Annotated in this window: 25 protein-coding genes; 14 read left to right on the forward strand and 11 right to left on the reverse strand. The window is 41.4% G+C overall.

Annotated features, from left to right (window positions below; genetic code table 11):
* Positions 1-33 precede the first annotated feature (33 nt).
* The 5 genes from NRI_RS03875 (at position 34) to NRI_RS03895 (ending at position 3,690) form a co-directional block, all read left to right on the forward strand.
* On the forward strand, positions 34-555 hold the full coding sequence (locus NRI_RS03875) for a cytochrome b (RefSeq protein WP_041351541.1): 522 nt from the start codon (positions 34-36) through the stop codon (positions 553-555).
* A gap of 300 nt (positions 556-855) precedes the next feature.
* Positions 856-1,500, forward strand: a complete 645-nt coding sequence (locus NRI_RS03880) for an HAD family hydrolase (RefSeq protein WP_015816728.1) — start codon at positions 856-858, stop codon at positions 1,498-1,500.
* A gap of 94 nt (positions 1,501-1,594) precedes the next feature.
* Positions 1,595-2,338, forward strand: coding sequence for a uracil-DNA glycosylase (locus NRI_RS03885; RefSeq protein ID WP_015816740.1), 744 nt, complete (start codon positions 1,595-1,597; stop codon positions 2,336-2,338).
* Positions 2,328-3,095, forward strand: a complete 768-nt coding sequence (locus tag NRI_RS03890; RefSeq protein WP_015816729.1) for an MlaA family lipoprotein — start codon at positions 2,328-2,330, stop codon at positions 3,093-3,095. The genes NRI_RS03885 and NRI_RS03890 overlap by 11 nt, the downstream gene beginning before the upstream one ends.
* Positions 3,079-3,690 carry a Tgt2/MlaC family protein gene (locus NRI_RS03895; protein WP_015816741.1) on the forward strand — a complete coding sequence of 204 codons (612 nt, stop codon included), beginning with the start codon at positions 3,079-3,081 and terminating at the stop codon, positions 3,688-3,690. The genes NRI_RS03890 and NRI_RS03895 overlap by 17 nt, the downstream gene beginning before the upstream one ends.
* A gap of 54 nt (positions 3,691-3,744) precedes the next feature.
* Here the strand turns inward: NRI_RS03895 and NRI_RS03900 are convergent, their stop codons facing one another.
* Positions 3,745-4,047 (reverse strand): DUF2610 domain-containing protein, encoded by a 303-nt coding sequence (locus NRI_RS03900; protein WP_041351544.1) that lies wholly within the window; start codon positions 4,045-4,047, stop codon positions 3,745-3,747.
* Between the two features lie 418 nt (positions 4,048-4,465).
* On the opposite strand from NRI_RS03900, the gene NRI_RS03905 reads away from it, so the two are divergent.
* The 3 genes from NRI_RS03905 (at position 4,466) to NRI_RS03915 (ending at position 7,480) form a co-directional block, all read left to right on the forward strand.
* Positions 4,466-5,950 carry an HlyD family type I secretion periplasmic adaptor subunit gene (locus tag NRI_RS03905; protein ID WP_041351545.1) on the forward strand — a complete coding sequence of 495 codons (1,485 nt, stop codon included), beginning with the start codon at positions 4,466-4,468 and terminating at the stop codon, positions 5,948-5,950.
* 137 nt (positions 5,951-6,087) lie between these two features.
* Entirely contained in the window at positions 6,088-7,227 is a 1,140-nt protein-coding gene (locus NRI_RS03910) for an iron-containing alcohol dehydrogenase (protein WP_041351547.1), read from the forward strand.
* Between the two features lie 4 nt (positions 7,228-7,231).
* Complete coding sequence (locus tag NRI_RS03915) at positions 7,232-7,480, forward strand: FAD assembly factor SdhE (protein WP_015816743.1); 249 nt, start codon at positions 7,232-7,234, stop codon at positions 7,478-7,480.
* 77 nt (positions 7,481-7,557) lie between these two features.
* Here NRI_RS03915 and NRI_RS03920 read toward each other — a convergent pair whose 3' ends face one another.
* From NRI_RS03920 to rpsB, 6 genes are all read right to left on the reverse strand, one after another.
* Positions 7,558-8,175, reverse strand: coding sequence for a phosphatidate cytidylyltransferase (locus tag NRI_RS03920; protein ID WP_015816732.1), 618 nt, complete (start codon positions 8,173-8,175; stop codon positions 7,558-7,560).
* A 195-nt stretch (positions 8,176-8,370) separates the two neighbouring features.
* Positions 8,371-9,063 carry a polyprenyl diphosphate synthase gene (uppS, locus tag NRI_RS03925; RefSeq protein WP_015816744.1) on the reverse strand — a complete coding sequence of 231 codons (693 nt, stop codon included), beginning with the start codon at positions 9,061-9,063 and terminating at the stop codon, positions 8,371-8,373.
* The gene (frr, locus tag NRI_RS03930; RefSeq protein ID WP_015816747.1) at positions 9,060-9,617 is read right to left on the reverse strand and encodes a ribosome recycling factor; all 558 of its coding nucleotides are present in this window, start codon (positions 9,615-9,617) and stop codon (positions 9,060-9,062) included. Before frr ends, uppS begins: the two co-directional genes overlap by 4 nt.
* A 24-nt stretch (positions 9,618-9,641) precedes the next feature.
* Positions 9,642-10,343, reverse strand: a complete 702-nt coding sequence (gene pyrH, locus NRI_RS03935) for a UMP kinase (protein WP_015816745.1) — start codon at positions 10,341-10,343, stop codon at positions 9,642-9,644.
* Between the two features lie 6 nt (positions 10,344-10,349).
* Positions 10,350-11,222 (reverse strand): translation elongation factor Ts, encoded by an 873-nt coding sequence (gene tsf / locus NRI_RS03940; protein WP_015816748.1) that lies wholly within the window; start codon positions 11,220-11,222, stop codon positions 10,350-10,352.
* A 23-nt stretch (positions 11,223-11,245) separates the two neighbouring features.
* Positions 11,246-12,142 (reverse strand): 30S ribosomal protein S2, encoded by an 897-nt coding sequence (gene rpsB / locus NRI_RS03945; protein WP_015816746.1) that lies wholly within the window; start codon positions 12,140-12,142, stop codon positions 11,246-11,248.
* Between the two features lie 188 nt (positions 12,143-12,330).
* On the opposite strand from rpsB, the gene ubiE reads away from it, so the two are divergent.
* From ubiE to thiD, 3 genes are all read left to right on the forward strand, one after another.
* On the forward strand, positions 12,331-13,023 hold the full coding sequence (gene ubiE / locus NRI_RS03950) for a bifunctional demethylmenaquinone methyltransferase/2-methoxy-6-polyprenyl-1,4-benzoquinol methylase UbiE (RefSeq protein ID WP_015816751.1): 693 nt from the start codon (positions 12,331-12,333) through the stop codon (positions 13,021-13,023).
* Positions 13,024-13,584: 561 nt separating this feature from the next.
* Complete coding sequence (locus NRI_RS03955; protein WP_041351550.1) at positions 13,585-14,796, forward strand: pyruvate dehydrogenase complex dihydrolipoamide acetyltransferase; 1,212 nt, start codon at positions 13,585-13,587, stop codon at positions 14,794-14,796.
* A 197-nt stretch (positions 14,797-14,993) separates the two neighbouring features.
* Entirely contained in the window at positions 14,994-15,758 is a 765-nt protein-coding gene (thiD, locus tag NRI_RS03960) for a bifunctional hydroxymethylpyrimidine kinase/phosphomethylpyrimidine kinase (protein WP_015816753.1), read from the forward strand.
* Positions 15,759-15,772: 14 nt separating this feature from the next.
* Here thiD and NRI_RS03965 read toward each other — a convergent pair whose 3' ends face one another.
* Positions 15,773-16,273, reverse strand: coding sequence for a crossover junction endodeoxyribonuclease RuvC (locus tag NRI_RS03965; protein ID WP_015816754.1), 501 nt, complete (start codon positions 16,271-16,273; stop codon positions 15,773-15,775).
* 91 nt (positions 16,274-16,364) lie between these two features.
* On the reverse strand, positions 16,365-17,312 hold the full coding sequence (locus NRI_RS03970) for a malate dehydrogenase (protein WP_015816755.1): 948 nt from the start codon (positions 17,310-17,312) through the stop codon (positions 16,365-16,367).
* 347 nt (positions 17,313-17,659) lie between these two features.
* Between NRI_RS03970 and dut the strand changes: the two genes are divergently transcribed.
* The 3 genes from dut to gyrA all read left to right on the forward strand — a co-directional run bounded on the left by dut (position 17,660) and on the right by gyrA (position 21,013).
* A complete protein-coding gene (gene dut, locus NRI_RS03975; RefSeq protein ID WP_015816757.1) occupies positions 17,660-18,109 on the forward strand; it encodes a dUTP diphosphatase in 450 nt (149 codons plus the stop codon).
* 94 nt (positions 18,110-18,203) lie between these two features.
* Positions 18,204-18,398, forward strand: a complete 195-nt coding sequence (locus tag NRI_RS04220) for a hypothetical protein (protein ID WP_015816758.1) — start codon at positions 18,204-18,206, stop codon at positions 18,396-18,398.
* Between the two features lie 5 nt (positions 18,399-18,403).
* Positions 18,404-21,013, forward strand: coding sequence for a DNA gyrase subunit A (gene gyrA, locus NRI_RS03980; RefSeq protein ID WP_015816759.1), 2,610 nt, complete (start codon positions 18,404-18,406; stop codon positions 21,011-21,013).
* 199 nt (positions 21,014-21,212) lie between these two features.
* On the opposite strand, the gene era is transcribed toward gyrA, so the two are convergent.
* A complete protein-coding gene (gene era, locus NRI_RS03985) occupies positions 21,213-22,151 on the reverse strand; it encodes a GTPase Era (protein ID WP_049751182.1) in 939 nt (312 codons plus the stop codon).
* A gap of 66 nt (positions 22,152-22,217) precedes the next feature.
* Complete coding sequence (fabD, locus tag NRI_RS03990; protein WP_015816761.1) at positions 22,218-23,153, reverse strand: ACP S-malonyltransferase; 936 nt, start codon at positions 23,151-23,153, stop codon at positions 22,218-22,220.
* Positions 23,154-23,221 lie beyond the last annotated feature (68 nt).

A 23,221-nucleotide genomic window follows, 5' to 3' on the forward strand; every position in this document is an offset into this window, starting at 1 on the left:
CCATAGCGTGGTTCGATTTCGAGTTTGCTGGATATGCCCAGTCCTGAAAAGTATAATCTAGCTCTTAGGATCCTGCATTGGATCTTGGCATTTGCCGTAATCGCTATGCTTGCAAGCGGGTTCACTATGACCAGCTATCTGACTCCACCTTTGAAGTTCGTTGTTTACGGAAAGCACAAGGCGATTGGTATGACGGTCGGTATTTTGATGCTCGTAAGGCTAGCGATTCGTGTGTGTTTTGGCGTCCCAGAAGCGCAGTTTTCCAGGTTGGAAAATATCTTATTGCGTGTTGTGCATTCTTTACTTTATGTTCTGACAATTGGAGCTGTTTTCTCAGGATACCTAATGTCCTGTAGTGCTGGCAAAGCTGTTTCCTGGTTTGGAGTTTTCGAATTCCCATTGTTGTTTCCGCGAAACCCAGATATCGCAAAAGCAGCGCATGACGCGCATCAGGTCATCATATATTTGCTCGCTTGCCTGGTTGCGCTTCATATTTTGGCAACCCTAAAGCATCTGATTGTTGATAAGGAGAACATTTTCAAACGAATGTTTTAGTGTAGCTCCCGCGCCTTATGCATTTTGTGAGATTCTTCATGCGTTAGGCTTTTTGTCGGTTGGTTTGTTTTCACAGGAGACACAAAGGCAGAGATTTTTTCTCCGGATCGGGTTTCTTTTTTCGCGTCTCTATGCTCCGGAGCGTTGTTAGGCTAGCGCGTGGAACTAAATGAATAACTACAAGCGCGAGTTTCTACATCGCTGTGACAAATAACATAGCTGAAACTTTAACAAGTTGTGATGGAATATTAGTAAAGAGTTGTATGAGAACACATAGTATCGACAGTCGCACCCAATGTAATGAATGAAAAATTGAACACCAAGACAAAAGTCACTCCTGAGGCAATATTATTTGATTGGGATGACACTATTGTTGATACACGGGTCATGATCCTAAATGCAGTTAATAAAACGCTGAGTCACTTTGGCAAACCAGTGCTTGATAGAGACATGAATGCACCCGAAAGAATGGATTTCTTCAAACAGACTTTTGGAGAGGAATGGATTTTCGCTTATTCGCTATTCACAGATCACCTTAGATCTGAGAACCCGGAACCGTTACGGATATTTCCAGGATTCACATCATTTTTGGATTTGATAACTGAAAAGCGCATATTTACGGGTATAGTCAGCAATAAATATAACGAATTACTCAAAAAAGAGGTCGATTCTCTCGGACTAACAGATCGATTTGATGTCATAGTCGGCTCAGGTGATACGGACCAGGATAAACCTTCCGCAAAACCACTGCTGTACGCTCTATCGATAGGTAACATTACCCCATCGAGAGAAACTGTTCTTTTTATTGGTAACAGCGCAACGGACATGGAATGTGCAAGGAATGCGACTGTACGTGGTATTGCATATCGAGCAACTCCAATAGAAGGATTTGAGAATATACCAATCATACGGCACTATAACCAGGCAAAGATGTTAATATTCTAAGGATAGACCACATCCTATTGACAAAGATCACCTCAATGTAATCAAATGGCATTAGCCTTACCTTACCTGCATGTATATCAAATCGAGTCATCTCATGATTCTCAAATTCTATGATAGACTCGGCATAGGTGTTACGACTGCTGATATTTCTTCGCCTAACCAAGCATCTATCACTCGAGTTACTGGAATGCCCATTGATATGAAAGAGTTCACTGAAAGTACAGCCTGTAAGTACAAAACTCCGGAAAGAGACCTGACATGCGTGACAACTCTCGACGAACTCAAGACGCTCGTCTCCAATTTTGAAGGCTGTCAGCTTAAAAATAATGCAAAAAACACAGTTTTCTGTGATGGCAATCCGGATGCAAAAATTATGTTAATTGGCGAAGCACCTGGAGAACAAGAAGATAAGCTCGGGATTCCTTTTTGTGGCAGAAGCGGTAACTTGTTAGATAAAATGCTTCAAGCTATAGGATTGGATCGAACAAAGGTATACATAACAAATGCAGTTTTCTGGAGACCACCTGGAAATAGACGACCGACACCCGAAGAGATAGAGATTTGTAGGCCATTCTTAGAGCACCATATACGCCTTGTATTACCCAAGTTAATCGTGCTACTTGGTTCTACTGCTACTTCTTCGGTCTTAAAAAGCCAAGACAGAATTTCTATATTGAGAAATAAATTTTACGAATACAAAAATCCGTTCATTCGCGAGGGAATTACTACGACCGTAATGTTCCATCCATCGTATCTCTTAAGACAGCCTGCTCAGAAAAAATTAGCCTGGGAAGATTTAAAACTTATTCGTTCATATATCGATACTAATGGTCTTTAAATTTAGCAGGATAAATAGGTTTTTTCCTATTCTTTTTGCACTTGCATTTCTGACTCTTGCCCCGAGCCTGGGCGAGACAACAGAAGAGCTGGACGCACTATTCTACTACCCTAAAACGACAAGTACTGCTATAACGAAAGTCTACGATCCCATGGAGAAACTTAATAGGAGGATATTCAAAATGAATAGCCTACTTTTCAAATACCTAAAATCTTCCGCTAATAAAAAACTTTTCCGAGGAACAAATCCTGGGAAATCTCGGGCAGGTCGGAAAAGTATGGACTCCGCAAAATATTTACTTCTTAACATTGCAGATAATCTTTCCGAACCAAGCTATGTGATTAACCATTTTCTACAAGGTAACCCAAAAAATGCCGTAGTAGAATTCTGGCGGTTTTTTATCAATTCTACGCTCGGCATACTTGGAACCTTCGATGTAGCACAGACTCTGGGTCTAGAAAAAAAGGCAACTTCGTACAGAAAGACGCTTACCATGTATGGAATGAAAAATGGACCATTCATAATGTTCCCGCTGTTCGGCGCAACATCACTAAGGAACAGTATTGCTGCTCTGCTTGAGATTCTTACGAATCCATTGAATCTCGTGATACAACATAAATTTATACCATTTACGGTGTACAATTGCTCCCGAATTGCTAGAGAAATTGATTACTACAACATAGTTTTTGAAAACAGCATTGACCCATATATAAAATTACGCACCTTTTTGGTAAATTACGATGCAACATCCGAATAAAACAAAATGGCCAGTCTGGCTACTGTTTGTAACGCTTCTTTTTCCTGCAAAGGTCTTTGCACAAGACTCCACAGGTGAGTTTATCTCATCCCTATATACAGATGTAACAAACATTAACAGCTCAAACATCTCAGAGCTAGACAAACTACAGTGTATGATGAACCTAATTGAGGAAAACATTGACTTCCAAAAGGTTGTGCGCTTCGTGTTAGGAAGAAACATAAACAAGCTATCGCTCGAAGAGTTACAGGCATTTACGGAGGGCTATAAAAGGCTCACTTCCCTTAAATACGCAAAACTCATGACTAAGAAGCTCAGATACTATAAAATCCTACGTGAGGAAAACTTAGGCAATCAAAGACATCTGGTCCAGACGATCCTCCAGGAAAAGCTCGAGAGCAGCAGTGTACCACTAAGAATAGACTACCTCGTTACAGTGGAGGATAAAAAGTACAAAATTCTCGATATAATCGTTTCCGGAAGTATAAGCTTGGCAATGGCAGACCGAGAAGAAATAGAGACTTTTCTCCAGGACAATACATCAGAAGGACTTGTAGCAAAAATCGCAGGAACGCAACCAAGAAACAGAACGTAGGGGATCGCATACAACCTGCTGGCCTTGGCTCAGAAGTGATTGGGCTGTATGGAGTTACTCATTGGGCTGCTTATCGTCAAAAGGAAATTCTTCTTCCTTGTGCTGGGTTTCTTCTTGTTCAGCCACTTTGAGTGCATAAACGCACAAATCTTCAAAGGAAACGTTGTTCTCCTCGGCAAGTTCTCTCAATTTTGAGAGACTATCCATGACTTTCTGTGGAACAATCCCACCACGTTCTTTGGACAACCATGTAGCCTGATTGTAAATTGGGTGCGTATCACGCCTGGGAGAACCAATATATATGGTAAAAGGTGCAGTTTGGGAACCAAATTGGCAAGGTACTGTAAACTTCTTCACGTCTTGTAGAGATAATCTTGCGGAGTATACTACCAAATATTAAAAAAAGCCCTACAAAAACAACTAACAACTGCAAGTTAAACAAGGGTCGCCAGATATTCCAATACGGCCACTGACGGAAGTGTACCACTGAATATTTAAAAAAGCCCTACAAAAACAACTTACAAGCGGAAGATGGTCTGGGATTGCTAAATTCCATAAAACTGGACACAAGCGTAAATATAAAGTGTATTTGCATGCTGTGTACGGTCAAAAGTGATTTTGGCAAATCACCTATTTCATGGCAATTACCTAAAGAATAGATACCTTCTTGATGTAAAGAAAAAGAAATTAAAATAATTTAAGCTCACTGACCTACAAAGTAGAGTGATTGTGTAATAGGATTAGCCGACCAAGGCAGCATTTGTGTGTCAGAGAAATGATAAAAAAAATTACTGATTCTGCAAAATCCGGAAAACTAAGAATATTAGACTTTCTTACTTCCGGAGTCAAAAGGACGCTTCACAGCAGCGTGAAAATTGTTGATCAAGGTATTTCATTTTTTCAAAACAAGAAAACCAATGAACTTAAAGAACTCACCAAAAACGCACGACTTGTTGGTACGGTTGTTCTTATAGGCTTTTTTGGAATTTTTGGAATGTGGGCAGTCTTCGCACCAATTGATGGTGCAAGTCTTGCAATGGGTGAAATTGTTATCAGCTCTGATAAGAAATCCGTCCAACATCTTGAAGGCGGAATAATAGAGGAAATCTTCGTTCATGAAGGAGATCATGTTACAGAAGGACAGGTACTCATGACTCTTAAAAACGTCGGTAATAAGGCCCAGCTTTCAATACTCGAGGAGAATCAAATCTCGCTTCTAGCAACCGAACAGAGGCTCCTCGCACATATAGGCAGAAAACCAAATATGGAGCTCCCTAATATGGAAAAATTAGAGTATGTGACTGAAGAAAAGAAAAACGACACTATCAAAAATCAACTATTACTATTTGAATCCAATAAGGAATCTTTTGCTAATAAGGTCAGAATCATAGACAAAAAAATCGGTCAGATACAAAATGAGGTCCTTGCATTGAAGGCACAGTTGGAATCAGCTGAAAAAAGTGTCCAGCTTCTCGAAGAGGAACTTGAAGCAAAGAGGTCTCTATATGATGAACATGTTATAGACAAAACCAAGATCGTATCTCTAGAAAGGGAAAGAATCTCCTGGAATGGCAAAATTGCCGAATATAAAGCTCTGATAGCTAGAGGGGAACAACGCGTCACAGAAGCCGAACTGGAGAAAATTCAGGCGGAGAATAGTTTCAATAGTGAGCTTGCAGCACAACTCAAAGAGGTTTCACATGCCATTCATGAAAATATGCAGAAACTCACCACAGCGTATGATTTAATGTTACGGACAATTATAAGAGCTCCACAAGCAGGTATTGTGACCGGTTTGCGCTCGCTAAGCATCGGTGGCGTGATACCTCCAGCTATATCGTTAATGGAAATTGTCCCTGAAAATGAAGATATGTTCATAGAAGCAAAGGTTGCACCAAATAATATTGAGGCAATAGCATCTGCGAGACTCGTTAAGAAAAATCTTAGCGAAGTTGACGGTTACATAGGAGTAAAGACAAGGGTCAAGATTACAGCATTTAATTCAAAGAAAGTAGGAATATTAAAAGGTGTAATGACATACATTTCTGCAAACACAATTTTGGACCCACGAACAGGAATGCATTATTACCTAGCACATATAAGGATCCCAAAATCAGAAATAGCTATGATAAATGCCAGAACCAAGCTTTATCCAGGAATGCCAGCCGTCGTTTTCATTACAACTGAGTCTAGAAGTTTTCTTTCATACCTACTTGCACCTATCATAGCAACCTTCGATACAGCCTTCAGAGAACGTTGAAAAATGGAAAGTTTTGTTTGGTAAGAGTTTCTACTTAAAAGATTTCCTGAAAAACTCCGTTATTGAGGGATCCGGTTCGAAAATTTGCATGCGACAGTTGGCCAAATGTGATACCATTCGTTCTTACCTGATTAGGTTTGATACCTTTGAATTATAAAATTACTGGTATAAAGGAAATCGTATCTGGGAATCGCCTTATAACCAATTTGCAAGATCTTATACAATTTCGTGAGGCCTTAGTTGTCTGTGATCGAAACACATTTTGTTTCCTTCCAGCATGGATAAAGGGCGAAAAAAACTTCAAATTAATAGTTCTACCAAAAAATGTGAGACCTTATGAGGCACTGGTGAGAAAACTGGTCGTACATGTAAGAAACTGCGAGTTAGTAGTCGCATTGGGCTCAGGAACAATAACCGACATATGTAAACATCTTGCAAACTTAACTACGAAAGAACTCGTACTTTTCCCTTCAGCGCCTTCTGTTAACGCATATACATCACCAACAGCTTCAATTATATCTCTGGAAAAAACACGAAAGGTCTCCCTTAAAGCAAAAATGCCCACGTGTATATACTTGGATTACACGATTCTAAAAAGTGCCCCACCACGAATGATTTTAAGCGGCCTCTATGATTTGGTATGTTCAAGGACTGCTAAGGTGGATTACTTTATCGCATCAATAGCCTTAAAGCACTCTTACATTGGCAAAATCTTTGAAGAATTGCTCCCATACGAGGAAATCCTATTAAAACACAGCAAACTTCTAATAAAAGGTGATCCCACCCTAGTCAGCATACTAATGCATGCTTTAAATCTTTCTGGCCTTGGAATGTGGCTCAATGGTGATAGCAGAAGCGCGAGCCAGGCAGAACACATGCTAGCTCACCTTTTGGAAAAAGTCTCTGGGAAATATTTTTTACATGGAGAAATGGTGGCTGCAGGTATGCTAGCAACCTCGCTATTACAAGAGAGATTTTTTAAAAAAGAACAAAAAATCGAGCTTAATGTACAGGTGCTCAATAAATACGTAATGTTAAAGGGATTATACCCATCAAAAATTGACGACTTTGCAGAATCTTTTCAAAAATTACGCATGTTATCACCGGTATTGAGTTCAATGGTCAGTGGACACACACAACTAAGAAAGCACATTGGCAGTACTGCTATAACCTTGCCAAAAGTACGTAATCTACTCCATGAAGCAATATCCTTAAAGCGTAATTTCACCTGCCTTGATATAGCATACTTAGCTGGCTACCGTACAATCACTTTGTAAGAAAATGAATATTGACCTAAGAAAAAAAAGAATCCTATACAGAAGCACACATCGCGGCTGCAAAGAAATAGACATCTTACTTGGAAGTTTTATAACAAAAAATCTAAGCAAATTAACCGAACAAGAAGTAGAACAAGTTGAATGCATCTTAGAATTGTCGGACTCTTTTATTTTCGACTGTTACCAGGGCAAGTTAGAGCCACCTGAAGAATTCCCTATATTGAAGCAGATGGTGCAGGAGGAAGAGAGATAAGAAAAACAAAAGTTCCAGACCAACGCAATGCGCAGTATCATTCTATGTGAATAAAACTACCTGAAGCCAAGAATACTTCAAAGACAAAAGAACAAGAAAGGTGCTGAAAAAATAAATCCATCAACACGGTCTAGTATACCTCCGTGTCCTGGTACCAGTGTTCCGCTATCCTTCACTGAGCACGTACGCTTTATAAACGATTCAAATAGATCACCTAGAGTCGCTAAAACAGCAATTGGAAGGGTCAAAAGAACAAAATTCATGCTCAGTCCAAGAACTATTGCAAAAGTAGAACCGCAAACAAAGGTGGACAGGAGTCCTCCAAGGAAACCACTTACGGTCTTATTCGGACTGACACTCTTGCAAAGCTTAACACCACCTATGATGCGTCCGATAAAATAGGCACCCACGTCATTGCTTACAACACAGACTATCAACCAAATAAGAATCTCTACATCTTCAATATGTATACCTATTAGCGCTGCGTTGGGCAAAATTGCTACAAATAAACCGAGATATCTCAACACAACTCCTCTATCTGCCGTCATATCACGCCATTCCTGATATGAAAGCACTGCTAAAAGCAACACACCCGAGCATACAGCATAACCACCACCGTAGATTGCCAAGGTGCACAAAAGAAGCAATACTGCCGCAGAGATAACCCTGACTTTCAAATCGCAATAATGTTTCATAGAACTCGCATTAGATAGGCAAACCGCAGCCAAAGGTTAACATAAAAAATACCAGGAACACATACCCGCCTCTGATACCCACGTTTAGGTATAAGGACGGAACACCTACGCAAGAACAACACCCAAAAAGGACAGAAAAAATGCGCCGAGTAGAGAGACACCAATCTCAGATCATGAGAAATAAAATGTAAGAATTTATTTCCCATACTTGCGACACCTAACCTTATAGGCTTCCATCGCCATCTCCAAATCTTTTTCTGTAAAATCTGGCCAAAGCGTATCGCAGAAGTACAATTCCGAATACGAACTCTGCCATAAGAGAAAGTTGCTAAGTCGTTTTTCACCAGCTGTCCTTATAATCAAATCTGGATCAGGAATGCCATCTGTGTATAAATAGCTTGCAAGTTTCTGTACATCCACTTCCTCAGCCCTTAGACCGTCATTTATCATTCTTGAAACTGCATTTATGATTTCAGACCTGCCGCCATAATTTATGGCAAGACACAAATACATACCGCTATTCTTTGCCGTTCCTGACTCTAGGTTTTTTATCACTTGCCTTGCGCTTTTACCCAAACCTAACCGTTCCCCAATGACTTTTACCTTTATATTAGCATCACAAAGTTCGTTCAACGCAGTAACACTGGCTTTTTCAAAAATGCTAAAGACAAGACGCACATCGTCCGGATTTCTACTCCAATTTTCAGTCGAAAAAAGGAAAAGCGTGAGGTAAGGAATCCCGGCATTACAAGATGCCCTTACAGCTGAGAATGCCGCCTCGACACCCATCTTGTACCCATCGGAGTTACACAGACCTCTGGCCCTGGCCCATCTCGCATTCCCATCCATTATTATTGCAATATGAACAGGAAGCTCTTTTCCAATCATACCTTCAAGATATCGTTTTCCTTTTTGCTCACAGCATCATCGATTCTAGCATCTTCTTCGGAAACAATTTTATCTATCTTCTTGAGCAAAGCGTGCATATCATCTTCCGATATCTCCTTCGCCTTTTCCAAAACCTTTATCCTGGAAACAGCATCGCGTCTGATATTTCTAACAGCTACCTTAGCTCTGTCACCGTACTTTTTGAGGACTTTAACCAGCTCCTTACGACGTTCCTCCGTAAGATCAGGAACCGGCAAACGTAAAACTGATCCCTCGACTATCGGATTCATACCAAGATTAGAAGTCAAAATTGCATCTTTTACAGCGCCAACTGTCGATTTGTCCCATACTTGAACGGACAGCATCTTATTATTGACTACTGAAAGACTGGCAACTTGATTTAAGCGGAGCTTACCCATGTGAGTCGAGACGATTACACCATCTAATATACTCACGCTAAGAGACCCTGACCTAATACCCTTCAAGTCAGAGAGAAATACCTCATACGACGAACGGAGCTTATCATTCGTTTCCTTAATTACATCTTCTAGCATACCTAAAAAGACCTCTTAATACACTCACTCACCCTCTATGGTGCTATAGCTGCCCTGTTTATTGATCACCTCATAGAATGCCATTTCGCTGTCCAATGAAAAGATCACCACGGGCATACCATTGTCCCGTGCTATTGAAACAGCAGAAGAGTCTAACACCCTAAGCTTTTTAGAGAGCACATCTGTGTAGGAGAGCCTAGTTATTCTTTGCGCATTAACGTTTGTTTTGGGATCATCGGAGTATATTCCGTCTACAAGGGTACCCTTGAGCATCATATCGCATCCCATTTCAACAGAACGAAGTACTGCAGCTGTATCGGTCGTGAAAAATGGATTGCCCGTTCCCGCCGCAAATATCACGATGCGATTCTTCTCCATGTGACTAATCGCTTTCTGACGCACATAAGGCTCGCATATAGATCTCATAGGAATAGCAGACTGCACCCTCGAAACTACACCCAAATTATTTATAGCACCTTGTAGAGCAAGGGCATTAATAACAGTTGCAAGCATTCCCATATAATCGCCAGTAGCTCTATCTATATTTGGAATACCACTACTTCCTCTGTAAATATTCCCACCACCAACAACGAGGCATACTTGTATACCCATTTCATGAACTCTCTTTATGCCCCTAGCAAGCATACCGATGACCCCAGCATCGTGAACAGAGACCCCACGTGCAGCCAATCTTTCCCCTGAGATTTTCAGCAGAACTCTCCGCATAGAAACTCAACCAGCTTCTCCTAGAACAAACACCTCATACCAAAGCACATCAATCTTAGTTGAAGATTCCATTTCTTTGTCAGAAATATATTGCCTTACGGACCTCTCAGGATCTGAAAATAAAGGCTGCTCTAGGAGGACAACTTTTTTATAGAATTTACCCAGTTTGCCAGCAATAATTTTTTCAGCAACCGAAGCAGGCTTTCCCTCTACCTCTACACTGTATCTTTGCTTTTCAGATTCAAGAAGTTCTGGTGGTATACCCGCAACATCGATTGCCTGTGGGCACTCAGACATTACTTGAATAGCGATATCTTTTGCAACAGTGGAAAGAAAGGAAGGATCAGCTTCTGACGCCAGCGCAACCGCAACACCTATCTTACCAAGATTTTCGACATACTTATTGTGAACATAGACACCCAACAAACCGTTCTGGGAAACCTCGTAAGCAACGCACCTCGAAAGAATTATATTCTCCCTAAAAACTGCGATTTGCTCCACTATTGCGTCGCGGACTTTCTGACCTCCTGGTAACAGAGCATTAAGACACTCTTCAACTGACTTGGCCTTAGCAGCACACGCAGCTTCAAGCACCGACTGTGCAAATTGCTGAAATTTCTCATTACGCGCAACAAAGTCCGTCTCGCAATTCAGCTCAAGTATCACACCAAACCTTCCTGAAGAGAGGGCCCCAACAACACCATCTCGAGCACCCCTATCGGCCTTCTTCGCAGAAACCGCATGCCCTAACTCCTTTAGGATTTCTCTTGCCCTAGTTAGATCACCCTGCGCCTCGTTCAGAGCCTGCTTGCAATGAACCAAACCAGCAGAAGTCTCCTTTGACAAACTTTTTAGATCTTCCAAGTTTATCTTACTCATTTGAAATTACACTGCCCTATATATCAACCTTTGTTCTCAGAAATCTCAGGTGCATCCGAACTGTCTTGTTTCTCTGATTTGGAAGGAACCCTACGCTTTTGCAAAGCGGTTTTATCCACACCCGCACGGATAGAAGCTCCTTTTTTCTGCCCATCTGAGTGAGAAGCCTTAGCAGCTTTTTCATCTGCCTTATCATCTAACTCCCTACTTTGTTTCCTTTGAAGCTCACTTTCTATACCGACTAGAACCGCATCAGCAACCAAGCCGCAATAGTATTCTATACACCTCAGAGAATCATCATTTCCAGGAATCGAGTAAGTTATCTTGCTCGGATCACAGTTGGTATCAACAACTGCAACTACAGGAATACCAAGTTTCCATGCTTCCTCGACCGCTATGTGCTCTTTCTTCGGGTCGATTACAAAAATAATACTCGGTAAACCACCCATTTTTCTTACACCGCCAAGGTACTTTTCTATCCTCTCTCTCTTTCTATTAATGCTGAGCCGCTCCTTTTTACTCAACACATCACCTTCTTGTTCAAGCAGTTTCTCATAGTGAACAAGCTTTTTTACAGACTTTGAAACGGTGTTCCAGTTAGTGAACATCCCACTAGGCCATCTAAGATTAACGTAATGTTGACCACACCTCATCGCTTCTTCTTTGATGATATCACAGGCCTGCATCTTTGTTCCTACGAACAACACCCTACCTGAATTCGCAGCGACATCACTTATCGCCTTCAGAGCTGTCCTAAGCATTGGAACAGTCTTTTGTAAATCCACTATATGGGTCTTGGCATTGCTTGTGCCATATATGTAAGAAACCATCTTTGGATTCCAAAAGCGCGTCTTATGGCCCAAGTGTGCACCAACCTCGAAAAGGTTTTTTACCGTTACTCTGTCAAATATGGACTGCATTCTATTCCGGTTCTCAAACGTCCAACTAGTTTATCCTTGGGGTTAAGGTTAGTATAGAAAAGTTCCCTTATCAAGAGAAGGAACCACCAAATAGTGGATAAAATAAGAAACACAAAAAAGAGCCTTGAGCATCCTTTTTGGAGTACTTGGATTTTGGTGTTCCCCGGTTTTTTGAATTGGAAATTGTAATGGAAAAGGATTTTGTAAACGAAATATTCTCCTCAGTGTCACAGAAATATGATCTGATGAATGACATAATGAGTGTAGGCATACACAGACTCTGGAAACGCAACTTCGTGAAGTCGATTGGCTTACTCCCGAATCAGCGTGTACTTGATATGGCTGCCGGAACAGGGGATATCACGCTGCGTCTCTTAAAAACACACATTTCAGTTGAAATAGTCCTGTGTGACAAAAATCACGAGATGTTGGAAATAGCAAAGGACCGTTTACTTGATGAAGGTTATGTGAATTTGGAGGTAGTCTCAGCTGATGCAGCACAGTTACCGTTCGAAGATTGTAGCTTCGATCATTACGTCGTTGCATTTGGTGTGCGCAATTTCTCCAATATTGAGAAATCTCTAACAGAAGCTTACAGAGTCCTCAAACCAGGCGGAAAGTTCTCCTGTTTAGAGTTCAGTAAGGTAGAAAACAAGTGTATGAATTCGTTATACAGCCTTTACTCACGCGCTTTCATTCCATGGATAGGGGAAAAAGTAACTAAAAATAAGGAAGCTTATACATACTTGATCGAGAGTATAAAAGACTTTCCTGACGCGGAAACCTTTCGTGAAATTATTCGTGGGGCAGGATTCGGAAGAATCAAATACAAAAAAGAAACATTTGGGGTGGTAGCAATTCACACAGCGACAAAACTATGACGTTCCAACAAAGTTTCCTGACTATGTAGTTGGAAAAAGAATCAATAGATTAGATAAGAGGAGCTCAATAAGATTATCCTAAAGCGGAAATGCTTGTCTCGTTTATCAAGATGAAAAACACCTGTAACTTAGAAATTGAGTGGTCAAGCTTCTTCCCTTGAACCTATCTGTGCACTACTGTGAGAAGCAGCATCAGCGCTAATTCACACGGGAGATTCTCCATTCGTTTACAGGTTGAATGTTGTCTTAAACACGTCAGAAACCTCCTTCAAGACAGGATAAATTTCCTTTTCAGCTTTTGGCTACACATTTTACTCTACGAGAAAAAGTTTCTTGCTGGTACATAGAAAATCACATATTTTTCAGAAACCTCAGAAAAGCTGGCATCAGCTCACCAAAATTCTACCAACTTCTGCAAAACAAATAGATAGCTTACGATGTTCTCCTAAGTACACTCTTACACCACTCATAGGTCCTCTAAAAACCCCATCAGCTCGCCAAAATTTTGACAACTTCCACAAAAGGATAGATAATTCCCGATGTTTTCAAAAGCGCGTCCTTATGCCAGTAAAGATACTAATGCCGGCACTATCACCAACAATGAAAGAGGGTACACTCGCAAAATGGCTAGTAAGTGAGGGTGAAAAGATAGAAGCAGGACAGGTAATAGCGGAGATAGAAACCGATAAAGCCACTATGGAATTTGAAGCCGTCGACGAGGGAGTACTAGGCAAAATACTCATCCACGCAAAGACCGCAGGCGTAAAGGTAAACGAGCCAATAGCCATTCTGCTTGATGATGGTGAGGGCGAAAGAGAACTGGAGGAGTTTCTATCCATAACAGACAAACCCACTATCACGGACAATAAAGCAGAAACACCAAATGAGGATAAAATAAAAAGTAACCCTTCCAGTCTGCCGTGTGAGAAGCAACAGGACAGGATAGCTGCAACTCCGCTTGCAAGAAAAATTGCGTCCATCAATAGTATTGACTTATCACTTATCGGAAGCGGAAGCGGCCCTAACGGTAGGATCGTAAAAAATGACTTGCTTAAGTTGCTTGATAGTGCACCACAAGTTGAAATGCCCGGACATTACACCGAAACCAGTATACCAATTTCTCCAATGCGGCGTGTAATAGCGCAAAGACTCGTGGAATCGAAGCAAAATGTTCCTCATTTTTACCTTTCCGTAACTTGCTATTTGCAGCATCTGCTGTCGGCCAAGAAAAAATTCTATGACTGTTTGGAAACGAAAGTTACAGTCAATGATTTCGTTATAAAGGCATGCGCTTTTGCTTTGGATAAGAATCCAGCAATGAATGTGTCGTGGGAAGGGGAGTTTATTAGGCAGAATCAAACTATTGATATATCAGTTGCCGTTGCGATCCCGGACGGACTCATTACTCCTATAATTTTCTCGGCAGATAAACTGTCGCTTTCATCTATTTCAGATAAAGTTAGGGAATTAGTGGATAAAGCAAAAATGGGCAGACTCCAACCACGGGAATTCCAGGGCGGATCTTTTACTGTTTCCAATCTCGGTATGTATGGCATAGATGAGTTTACAGCGATAATTAATCCACCTCAGGCAGCAATCCTTGCCGTAGGTGCAGCACGAAAAGTTCCAACTGTTTCTGGAGATGCGATCGTAGTTAGCGATGTCGTGACACTGACATTATCTTGTGACCATAGGGTTATCGATGGAGCATTGGCAGCAAGGTTTATGCAATCACTTAAAAAAGCAATAGAAGACCCTGTAATAATGTTATGATACCTCCTATAACCACAGAATTTTTTAAGTGAAACGTTTGCAGCGAGATTTACGCAGTTTCTTGAAAAGCAATTGAGGGCCGGATAGTTGATATCATTATGCTAGCCCGTAGAGACAGAATCCGCTCCGTAGCAAATGAAATTTATGCAGCCAGAAAGGCAATGAAAAGAGCACAGAAATGATATTTTGTAGAGTATATGCGTAAGATACCGGAGATCTGCATCGTGGCAGGTTCAGATTCTATAGGTGGAGCCGGGCTACAGGCAGACCTTAGGATCGCTGCATTACTGGGGTGTAGTGCATCGAATGTTGTCACTTGCATTACAGCTCAAGACCTGAAGGGCGTACATGCAATTCAGTATCTATCTGGAGAAATCGTATCGAAGCAATTAATTTGTGCACTCTCTAGGAAACCTAAGGCGATAAAAATAGGAATGTTGGGTAATAGCGAAATAGCACTGGCAGTCTATGATGTTTTAAAAGACACCGGAATCCCGATTGTATTAGATCCTGTCTTGATATCTACTTCAAATTCCAAGCTCGCCGATGAAGGTGCGGTGCAAGTGTTACTAAAAAAGCTTCTTTCTATCTCACACTTGGTTACTCCCAATCTCTTTGAAGCCAGTACCTTATCGGGAAATAAAGTCTTTGATGCTGAATCTGCAAAAATTGCCGCGTTGAGAATCTTCGAACTAGGAGCAAAAAATGTTCTTGTAAAAGGAATCCACATTAAAGAAGGGAAAATCATGGATTTGCTCATTTCACAGGGAGGCGCCACCATGGAATTTCAGAATGAAGTAATACGGATAAATATAACTCATGGCTCTGGGTGTAGATTATCCACAGCGATTGCATGCCATATGTCGATGGGCAAATCTTTAAGAGAGTCAATTCATTTTGCTTCAGATCTCCTAAGGAATGAGATCATCCGCATGGGAGTTTTATACAGCACTGATACTTAATTGGAGGAGTTTGCTCACATGCCCTTTGCTTCCATAATGTCATATCTAGTCACCGAAGCTGCCAATGCGAGCGCATCATACAAATCTGAGTATTTTGATAAGCAAGGATCCAACCCAAGCAGTTGTTCTACCATGTACTTAACCTGAGCTTTAGTAGCACGACCGTTCCCTGTTATGCGCTTTTTGAGGACACTGGGAGCGAATTCAACTATAAAGAGACCCTTCAGGGCTAGCGTAAGTATCAGAGCACCTCGACAATAAGCTAAGTTAAGCGAAGAATATGGGTTGCTATTAACAAACACCTTCTCTAAAACCGCAATAGACGGATTTACTCTTTCTATCACATCACTAATACCACGATGGATCTTTTCTAGTCTGGAAAAAAGATTCTCGTGGGAAGCTGTTTTTACCACTCCAGAATCAATATAACGCACGTCACATGGTCCATCATACTCCACCACAGCCCAGCCCGTACGAATAAGACCCGGATCAACCCCTAATGCTACATAGCTCATCAAACAGGAAAATTCTTTTCAAATACCATAAAACTCGTACAAGAACCCTTATACACAATAATCTGCTGTTAATAAGAAAACAGACAGCTCCTTAAAAGTATTTTCGCGCTTCCAGCACTAATTTTCTTGTTGCAGCAAGTGAATTTTCAAACATCCTTCTCTCATCAGGACTCAAATCAAGTTCGATCACACGTTCTACACCACCCGACCCTATAACAACTGGTATACCAGAAAAAACATCATCTTCTGCTCCATACCTACCCTTCATCATTACAGAACACACAAGCGTTTTTTTCTGATCCAACAAATATGCTTCTGCCATTTCCAGTGCAGACGCAGCAGGAGTATAGTAAGCTGAACCAGTCTTCAAGAGTGCAACTATCTCGGCACCACCATTACGAGTACGTTCAATAATTGAGTCCACCTTATCCTTTGTTATTAAACCTGCACTGACCAACTCAGGTAGACTCATACCAGAAACCGTGGAGTGTCTAAACAGGGGAACCATAGAATCACCGTGACTTCCCAACACCAGCGATTTAACATCCGCTACTGAGACTCCTAGCTCTTGCGCAAGAAAAAGATTCATTCTGCTTGCATCGAGTACACCTGCCATACCAACGATCTTGTCAGAGCTGATTTCGGCTGCCTTGTAAAGGACCCAAACCATTACATCCAGTGGGTTAGTCACAACTATCACAAACGCTTTCGGGGCAAACTTTTTTATTTTTTCCCCTACTTCTTTCATAACAACAGCGTTTACATCAATGAGTTCCTCACGTGTCATGCCAGGCTTTCGTGGAATACCAGCAGTTATGATAATCACTGAAGAGCCTTTGATTCTCTCCATATTGGCGCTACCATTGACCTTCATTGTATAACCAATAAGTGGAAGAGCCTGCGAAACATCTAATGCCTTGCCCCTTGCAAGATCCCCGTTAACGTCAATTAATTCGACCTCTGAAGCCAACTTCTTCGAGGCTATTAAATACGCCAAGGTCCCACCAATATTGCCGGCACCAATTAAACTCACTTTCATTTGAACCCACTCCTATCACCCAACTGCACCAATTCTAGAACAGAAGTTCATCAATATACATAGTTCCCATAGACAGGCTCTGGTTTAGTAGCATTCCCATTGTGCAGGCTTCCTAATGAAACTTACATTTATTGTCACACTTACACCTTCTCACAGATGGATTCTACTTGGCAGCTGTTTCTGTCACGTCTGCCACTAATGAACATTTATGCTCGGCACCATACTTACGCGTTCTCATAGACTGATTTCTATTCAGTAGCACTTCAATCACGTTCACTTCGCTGCGAAATTTACATTCGGTGACATACTTGTTAGAGTGAGGAAAACCTCGAAGGAAAAAATTCTACATGCAAGAGCACGCAAAGATACTTCTTTTGCCGCATGGCAAGGGTTTGGAAATACCAAGATATGCAAGTAAGGGAAGTTCGGGATTGGACCTTCGTGCAGCCATAGAAGCAAGCATGACCCTAAAACCTGGAATGTTCGAACTAGTCCCTACAGGCATTTGCATCGAACTACCTGAGGGATTGGAAGCACAAATAAGGCCACGCTCAGGTCTCGCAGCAAAGTTTGGTATAACGGTCCTTAACAGTCCTGGCACTGTAGATCAGGACTATAGGGGAGAGATAAAAGTCTGCCTAATAAACCTATCCAAAAATGAATTTACTATCAATAGGGGCGATAGGATAGCTCAAATGGTAATAGCAAAAGTAGAACAAATACTGCTAGTGGAAACAGGAGAAATCGGGGAAACAGAGAGAGCTTCAGGAGGTTTTGGATCAACTGGGACTAAGTGAGGTTGTGGGATGATCAAACTAGCGTTAAGTCTGGATTAGTTCAAAGGCCAGGTAGATTCGTTAAGTAAGCAACTAAAAGAGAGGCTGGTCGAATTTGGAGGTTTCATCTGAAACAAATAAGGATGGTAATATGGACATTTCTATTCCGGTCATCTGTGGTCATTTAGCGCTCTTTTGGACGATCCCACCTGTTAAACATCTCGGTGAAAAGTATGTCATCTCGCAAATACTCCAAGATGGAGTGACTATAAATATCGGACGAATTAACTTATCATTTCCCTCGGAGTAGTGCGTATGTCGACCATAATACCGGTAAATCTAGAGCAGGAACTGAAATCCTCTTACCTTTCTTACGCGATGAGCGTAATTATAAACAGGGCCATTCCCGATGTACGAGATGGATTAAAGCCTGTACATAGGAGAATTCTGTATTCTATGAATGAGCTTTCTTTCTACTGGAACAAGCCCTATAGAAAGTCGGCCAGGGTAATCGGGGAGGTTATTGGTAAATATCACCCGCATGGTGATAGTGCTATATATGATGCTCTGGTTCGTATGGCACAGAACTTTTCCCTACTCGTACCATTGATAGACGGTCAGGGAAACTTTGGTTCTATAGATGGCGACCCAGCTGCAGCGATGCGCTACACAGAAGTGCGTCTAGAGTATATATCCAAGTTCCTACTCGACGATTTATATGAAAACAGCGTGGACTTCCGTTCAAACTATGATAACTCAGAAACGGAACCTGTTGTTCTTCCAGCAAAATTCCCAAATATCCTGGTCAATGGAACAGCCGGGGTGGCAGTCGGAATGGCAACGAATGTGCCAACTCACAACCTATCCGAGGTAATAGAGGCATGTAAGTTGTACTTAGAAAACAATAATGTAACGACTGACGAACTCTTAAAGGTCATAAAAGGTCCTGACTTCCCTACAGGTGGATTGATCATCGGTGAGGAAGGAATAAAAGCATCTTTCGAAACCGGTAAGGGCTCTATCATTATACGGAGCAAGACACATTTCGAAGAAACTGAAACAAGAAAGGCGATTATTGTCGACGAGCTCCCGTACCAGGTTAATAAAGCAAAGTTAATAGAGAACATAGCTCTCTTGGTGAAGGAAAAGAGGCTTGATTCGATCAGTGATCTGAGAGACGAGTCGAACAAGGAGGGAATACGAGTCGTAATAGAGCTAAAAAGGGGTGCTTCCTTTGAGGTGGTTCTGAACCAACTTTTCCAGATGACACAGCTTCAGACATCATACAGCACGAATATGATGCTTCTTGACAACATGAGACCTACTCTGATGTCTCTTAGAGACATCTTGGCAGCCTTCATTGCTCACAGAAAGGAAGTAATCTCAAGACGAACAGAGTTCAGACTCGCCAAGGCTAGGGAAAAAGCTAACGTTCTGGTCGCACTGTATGTAGCGATTCTCAACATTGATGAGGTTGTACGTATTTTAAAATCCTCTGGAGATAATGAGACTGCAGTAAAAGCACTTTGCGCTAAACACTGGACTATAGACGAAGAACTTGAGCTGCTTGTAGAAACTATCTCAAACATTAAGCTCCTGAACAGAGAATACAAACTCAGCACGGCACAGTCTAAGGCGATCTTAGAAATGAAAATGCAACGTATAACCAATACCGAAAAAGGGCAATTGGTCGCTGAGATTCATGCTGAAATGGACATCGTAAAGGAATGTGCCTCAATACTGGGAAGTGAAGCTGTTTTGACAAATGTGATAGTGCAGGAGCTAAATGAAATAAAGGCAAAGTACCCACAAGCACGGAAGAGTATAATTTTAAAAAACGTCAATGCCGTGTACGCAGAAGAGGATCTTATCGAACGTGAGCAAGTCGTTGTTACAGCGACATATTCTGGGTATATAAAGCGTGTCCAAATCTCAAATTACAGGGTTCAGAGAAGAGGAGGTAAGGGGCGCATCGCACAAAACATAAAATCTGAGGATCAGTTGGCACAGATTTTCGTTCTCAGTACGCATGATGAGATCCTCTTCTTCTCCAGCAAAGGTAAAGTCTATAAGTTAAAGGCGTACAAGTTGCCTATAGGCGAACCTCAATCGCGCGGAAGGGCTTTGGTGAACATTTTTGATCTTGCTGATGATGAGTCTATTACGAGCATTCTTCCTTTGAAAAGCTCCGATGCTGAGAACTTAATATTCTTGACTGCTCAAGGAAAGGTCAAACGCAATTCTATGAGCGACTTTGCCTACGTTCCAGCAAATGGAAAGGTAGCTATAAAGCTCAACGATAACGACGCATTAATATCTGTCAAAACTGCTCAAAATGAAGACTGCATTTTTATTTCTACCAGGGATGGAAAATGTATAAGGTTCCTGGTTGAGGATTTGAGAGTCCTTAAGAGTAGAAGTTCTGAAGGCGTAAAAGCAATAACCCTGGGAAAAGATGATAGCGCTATTTCGCTCTCAATATTGAATAGGCGGATTCTTTCACCAGAGGACAAAGCTGAGTACATGAAAACTAAGTTCTTCGAGAGAATCCAAAATCCGGAAAATCACGAAGAGCAGTTTGTTCTTACAGTTACCGAAAATGGTTATGGCAAAATCACGTCAAGTTATGAATACAGGATAACAAACCGAGGAGGCGTCGGGATAATCAATATATCGACTTCCGAGCGCAACGGTAAGGTGGTCTCGAGCTTTAAGGTGACACTTAGTAACCATATAATGCTCGTTACAAACAGAGGACAAGTCATAAGAATAGAAGCAAGCAACATCCCGGTCCTTGGGCGTAATACACAAGGTGTACGTCTATTTTCCATCAGGGCTGAGGAAAGAGTTGCTTCGGTGACAGAAGTAGAAGAGGTGGAGGATGATGACTCCGAAACAACTGAAAATTGCCAAGACGATAATTAATATTGAATCCTTACTTCACCAGCCATCCGTACAGAAGAAATGGAAAATAAGGATTAAAGGATAGCTAAAAGTGGTTGAAACGCACTAAGAGCTTATATTATTCCTGAGTTTTGTACGGAGGAAACGGAAGGTAAAAGATTACGAGATAACTGGAAACCGCTGAAATGCATAAGAGCTTTGTTTTATTTGCTAGATCTGACTAGATGTAGTTTATCGTATTTAAAATATCAGACTTTTCCCCCCAGTTTGGACTCACCCTTACAAATATTGACAAGTACACTTTTCTCCCAGGAAAAAGGTCCTCCATTTCTTTCTCAGCGGATTTTCTGATCGTACCAATTGTTTTTCCGCACGAGCCTATTACGATCATTTTATGTGATTCACTCATTACGTGGACTACTTGCCTGATCTTTACGCTCTTATCAAGGATTTCAATATTTTCGGTTTCTACAGTCAGCGAGTACGGAAGTTCCTGATGTAGTCTGATAAACAACTTTTCCCGGAGAATTTCAGAAAGATTAAACCCAAGCGGCATATCGGTCTCATCTTCTTTATCAAAATACCAGGGTCCCGGCTGAGCAGATATAAGAAGGTAGTTCATAAGATCATCAACTCCATTACCTTTGAGAGCGGAAATCATGAATGTCTTCTCAAAATAGCTCAAGCTGTTTAGTTCTTGAGCAACTTCTAGCAGTATTGGCTTTTCCACAAGATCTATTTTATTTATCACCAGTACCAATTTGCCATCAGCTTTCCTAAGTATATCCTTTGTACTATCCGAGACGGGGCGCCTTGGATCGATTATCAAACAAAAGACATCTGTTCCAGCAAACGCTCTCCAGGCGTTTTTCACTATGACCCTTTCGAGCTGACATCGCGGAATAAAAATTCCGGGAGTGTCAACAAAAACCAACTGAGTATCATATTTTGTGTATATACCTCTGATTCTCGTTCTTGTGGTCTGCACTTTATGTGTCACCGCGGATATCTTGCTTCCTATTAGGGCATTTAATAATGTGGACTTGCCAACATTACTGTTCCCAATGAGAGAGACAAAAGCGGAGCGAGTACGAAAATTTTCTCCCAAATTTTCTCCCATCTGAGGACAATCACTGATATTATATTCGGAACTACTCATTGGGAATTTTTGAAAAGGGGACTCGTACAACAGAATACATGCAAGCCGGCAGAAATCCGACCTAACTCACCCAATTGTAGCAATAATTCTGTCTAGATCATCTACCTCTCCGAGATTCAATGTTGTCACATGCGGGTTCATTCGAGAAAGCATTTTACTCAGAACGTTGCCTGCTCCTATTTCTATGAAAGTTTCTACACCTGTTTCTATTGAGAAAAGCATGCTCTCTCTCCACCGCACGCAGCTTGTTATTTGCTGCACTAGAAGTTCCCTTATTCTCTGAACTTCTGTTACTGGACTTGCCGTAACATTCGACACGATCGGAACAGAAGGTGTGACGATTTCTGCATTATCGAGGGCATCTTTTACTGGTATAACAGCATGCTGCATCAATTTACAGTGGAAAGGTGCGCTCACCTTCAACCTCACCATGCGCCTTATGCCATTTTGTTTTGCGTACTCTTCAAACTTATCTATTTCAGGGATCAAACCACTGACAACAACCTGCTCATTACTATTGTCATTCGAAATCTCACAGCTTACCTTTGACTCCACTATGAGATCTTGTACTTCCTCAAAAGTTACCTTAAGAAGAGCAAGCATACCACCTTCACCCATAGGAACGGCTTCTTGCATCGATTTTCCTCTAATTTTTAAGACTCTGGCAACCTGAGAAATCGTAATGGCACCAGACGCACACAGTGCCGTGTATTCTCCGAGTGAATGTCCAGCTAAGTACTTAGACAACTCCGAAACACTTTTTCCAGACTCTGATAAGAGAACTTTAAGCGCCGCCATCGAGGTTGCCATAAGCGCGGGCTGAGTATTCTCAGTGTTCGAAAGTATATTCTCCGGTCCCTCAAACATTATTTTTGATAAATTCATACCCAGAGATTCATCAACCTCGGAAAAAACCTCCCGGGCAACTGAGAAATTCTCGTACAAACTTTTGCCCATACCGACACGTTGGGAACCTTGTCCGGGAAACAAAAACATCTTCATAGAGACTTTAAATAGGATCTGATTTGCAATACCAAAACTTATACCCTCCAGAAATGGCAGTCAAATTT

This window comes from Neorickettsia risticii str. Illinois (assembly GCF_000022525.1).
Lineage (GTDB): Bacteria > Pseudomonadota > Alphaproteobacteria > Rickettsiales > Anaplasmataceae > Neorickettsia > Neorickettsia risticii.

What these genes read in the sequence shown, in the direction of transcription:
- NRI_RS03875 (WP_041351541.1), top strand. Translation starts at nt 34, where the DNA reads ATGCCCAGTCCTGAAAAGTATAATCTAGCTCTTAGGATCCTGCATTGG.
- NRI_RS03880 (WP_015816728.1), top strand. Translation starts at nt 856, where the DNA reads ATGAATGAAAAATTGAACACCAAGACAAAAGTCACTCCTGAGGCAATA.
- NRI_RS03885 (WP_015816740.1), top strand. Translation starts at nt 1,595, where the DNA reads ATGATTCTCAAATTCTATGATAGACTCGGCATAGGTGTTACGACTGCT.
- NRI_RS03890 (WP_015816729.1), top strand. Translation starts at nt 2,328, where the DNA reads ATGGTCTTTAAATTTAGCAGGATAAATAGGTTTTTTCCTATTCTTTTT.
- NRI_RS03895 (WP_015816741.1), top strand. Translation starts at nt 3,079, where the DNA reads ATGCAACATCCGAATAAAACAAAATGGCCAGTCTGGCTACTGTTTGTA.
- NRI_RS03905 (WP_041351545.1), top strand. Translation starts at nt 4,466, where the DNA reads ATGATAAAAAAAATTACTGATTCTGCAAAATCCGGAAAACTAAGAATA.
- NRI_RS03915 (WP_015816743.1), top strand. Translation starts at nt 7,232, where the DNA reads ATGAATATTGACCTAAGAAAAAAAAGAATCCTATACAGAAGCACACAT.
- NRI_RS03920 (WP_015816732.1), bottom strand. Translation starts at nt 8,175, where the DNA reads ATGAAACATTATTGCGATTTGAAAGTCAGGGTTATCTCTGCGGCAGTA.
- uppS (WP_015816744.1), bottom strand. Translation starts at nt 9,063, where the DNA reads ATGATTGGAAAAGAGCTTCCTGTTCATATTGCAATAATAATGGATGGG.
- frr (WP_015816747.1), bottom strand. Translation starts at nt 9,617, where the DNA reads ATGCTAGAAGATGTAATTAAGGAAACGAATGATAAGCTCCGTTCGTCG.
- pyrH (WP_015816745.1), bottom strand. Translation starts at nt 10,343, where the DNA reads ATGCGGAGAGTTCTGCTGAAAATCTCAGGGGAAAGATTGGCTGCACGT.
- tsf (WP_015816748.1), bottom strand. Translation starts at nt 11,222, where the DNA reads ATGAGTAAGATAAACTTGGAAGATCTAAAAAGTTTGTCAAAGGAGACT.
- rpsB (WP_015816746.1), bottom strand. Translation starts at nt 12,142, where the DNA reads ATGCAGTCCATATTTGACAGAGTAACGGTAAAAAACCTTTTCGAGGTT.
- ubiE (WP_015816751.1), top strand. Translation starts at nt 12,331, where the DNA reads ATGGAAAAGGATTTTGTAAACGAAATATTCTCCTCAGTGTCACAGAAA.
- NRI_RS03955 (WP_041351550.1), top strand. Translation starts at nt 13,585, where the DNA reads ATGCCAGTAAAGATACTAATGCCGGCACTATCACCAACAATGAAAGAG.
- thiD (WP_015816753.1), top strand. Translation starts at nt 14,994, where the DNA reads ATGCGTAAGATACCGGAGATCTGCATCGTGGCAGGTTCAGATTCTATA.
- NRI_RS03965 (WP_015816754.1), bottom strand. Translation starts at nt 16,273, where the DNA reads ATGAGCTATGTAGCATTAGGGGTTGATCCGGGTCTTATTCGTACGGGC.
- NRI_RS03970 (WP_015816755.1), bottom strand. Translation starts at nt 17,312, where the DNA reads ATGAAAGTGAGTTTAATTGGTGCCGGCAATATTGGTGGGACCTTGGCG.
- dut (WP_015816757.1), top strand. Translation starts at nt 17,660, where the DNA reads ATGCAAGAGCACGCAAAGATACTTCTTTTGCCGCATGGCAAGGGTTTG.
- gyrA (WP_015816759.1), top strand. Translation starts at nt 18,404, where the DNA reads ATGTCGACCATAATACCGGTAAATCTAGAGCAGGAACTGAAATCCTCT.
- era (WP_049751182.1), bottom strand. Translation starts at nt 22,151, where the DNA reads ATGAGTAGTTCCGAATATAATATCAGTGATTGTCCTCAGATGGGAGAA.
- fabD (WP_015816761.1), bottom strand. Translation starts at nt 23,153, where the DNA reads ATGAAGATGTTTTTGTTTCCCGGACAAGGTTCCCAACGTGTCGGTATG.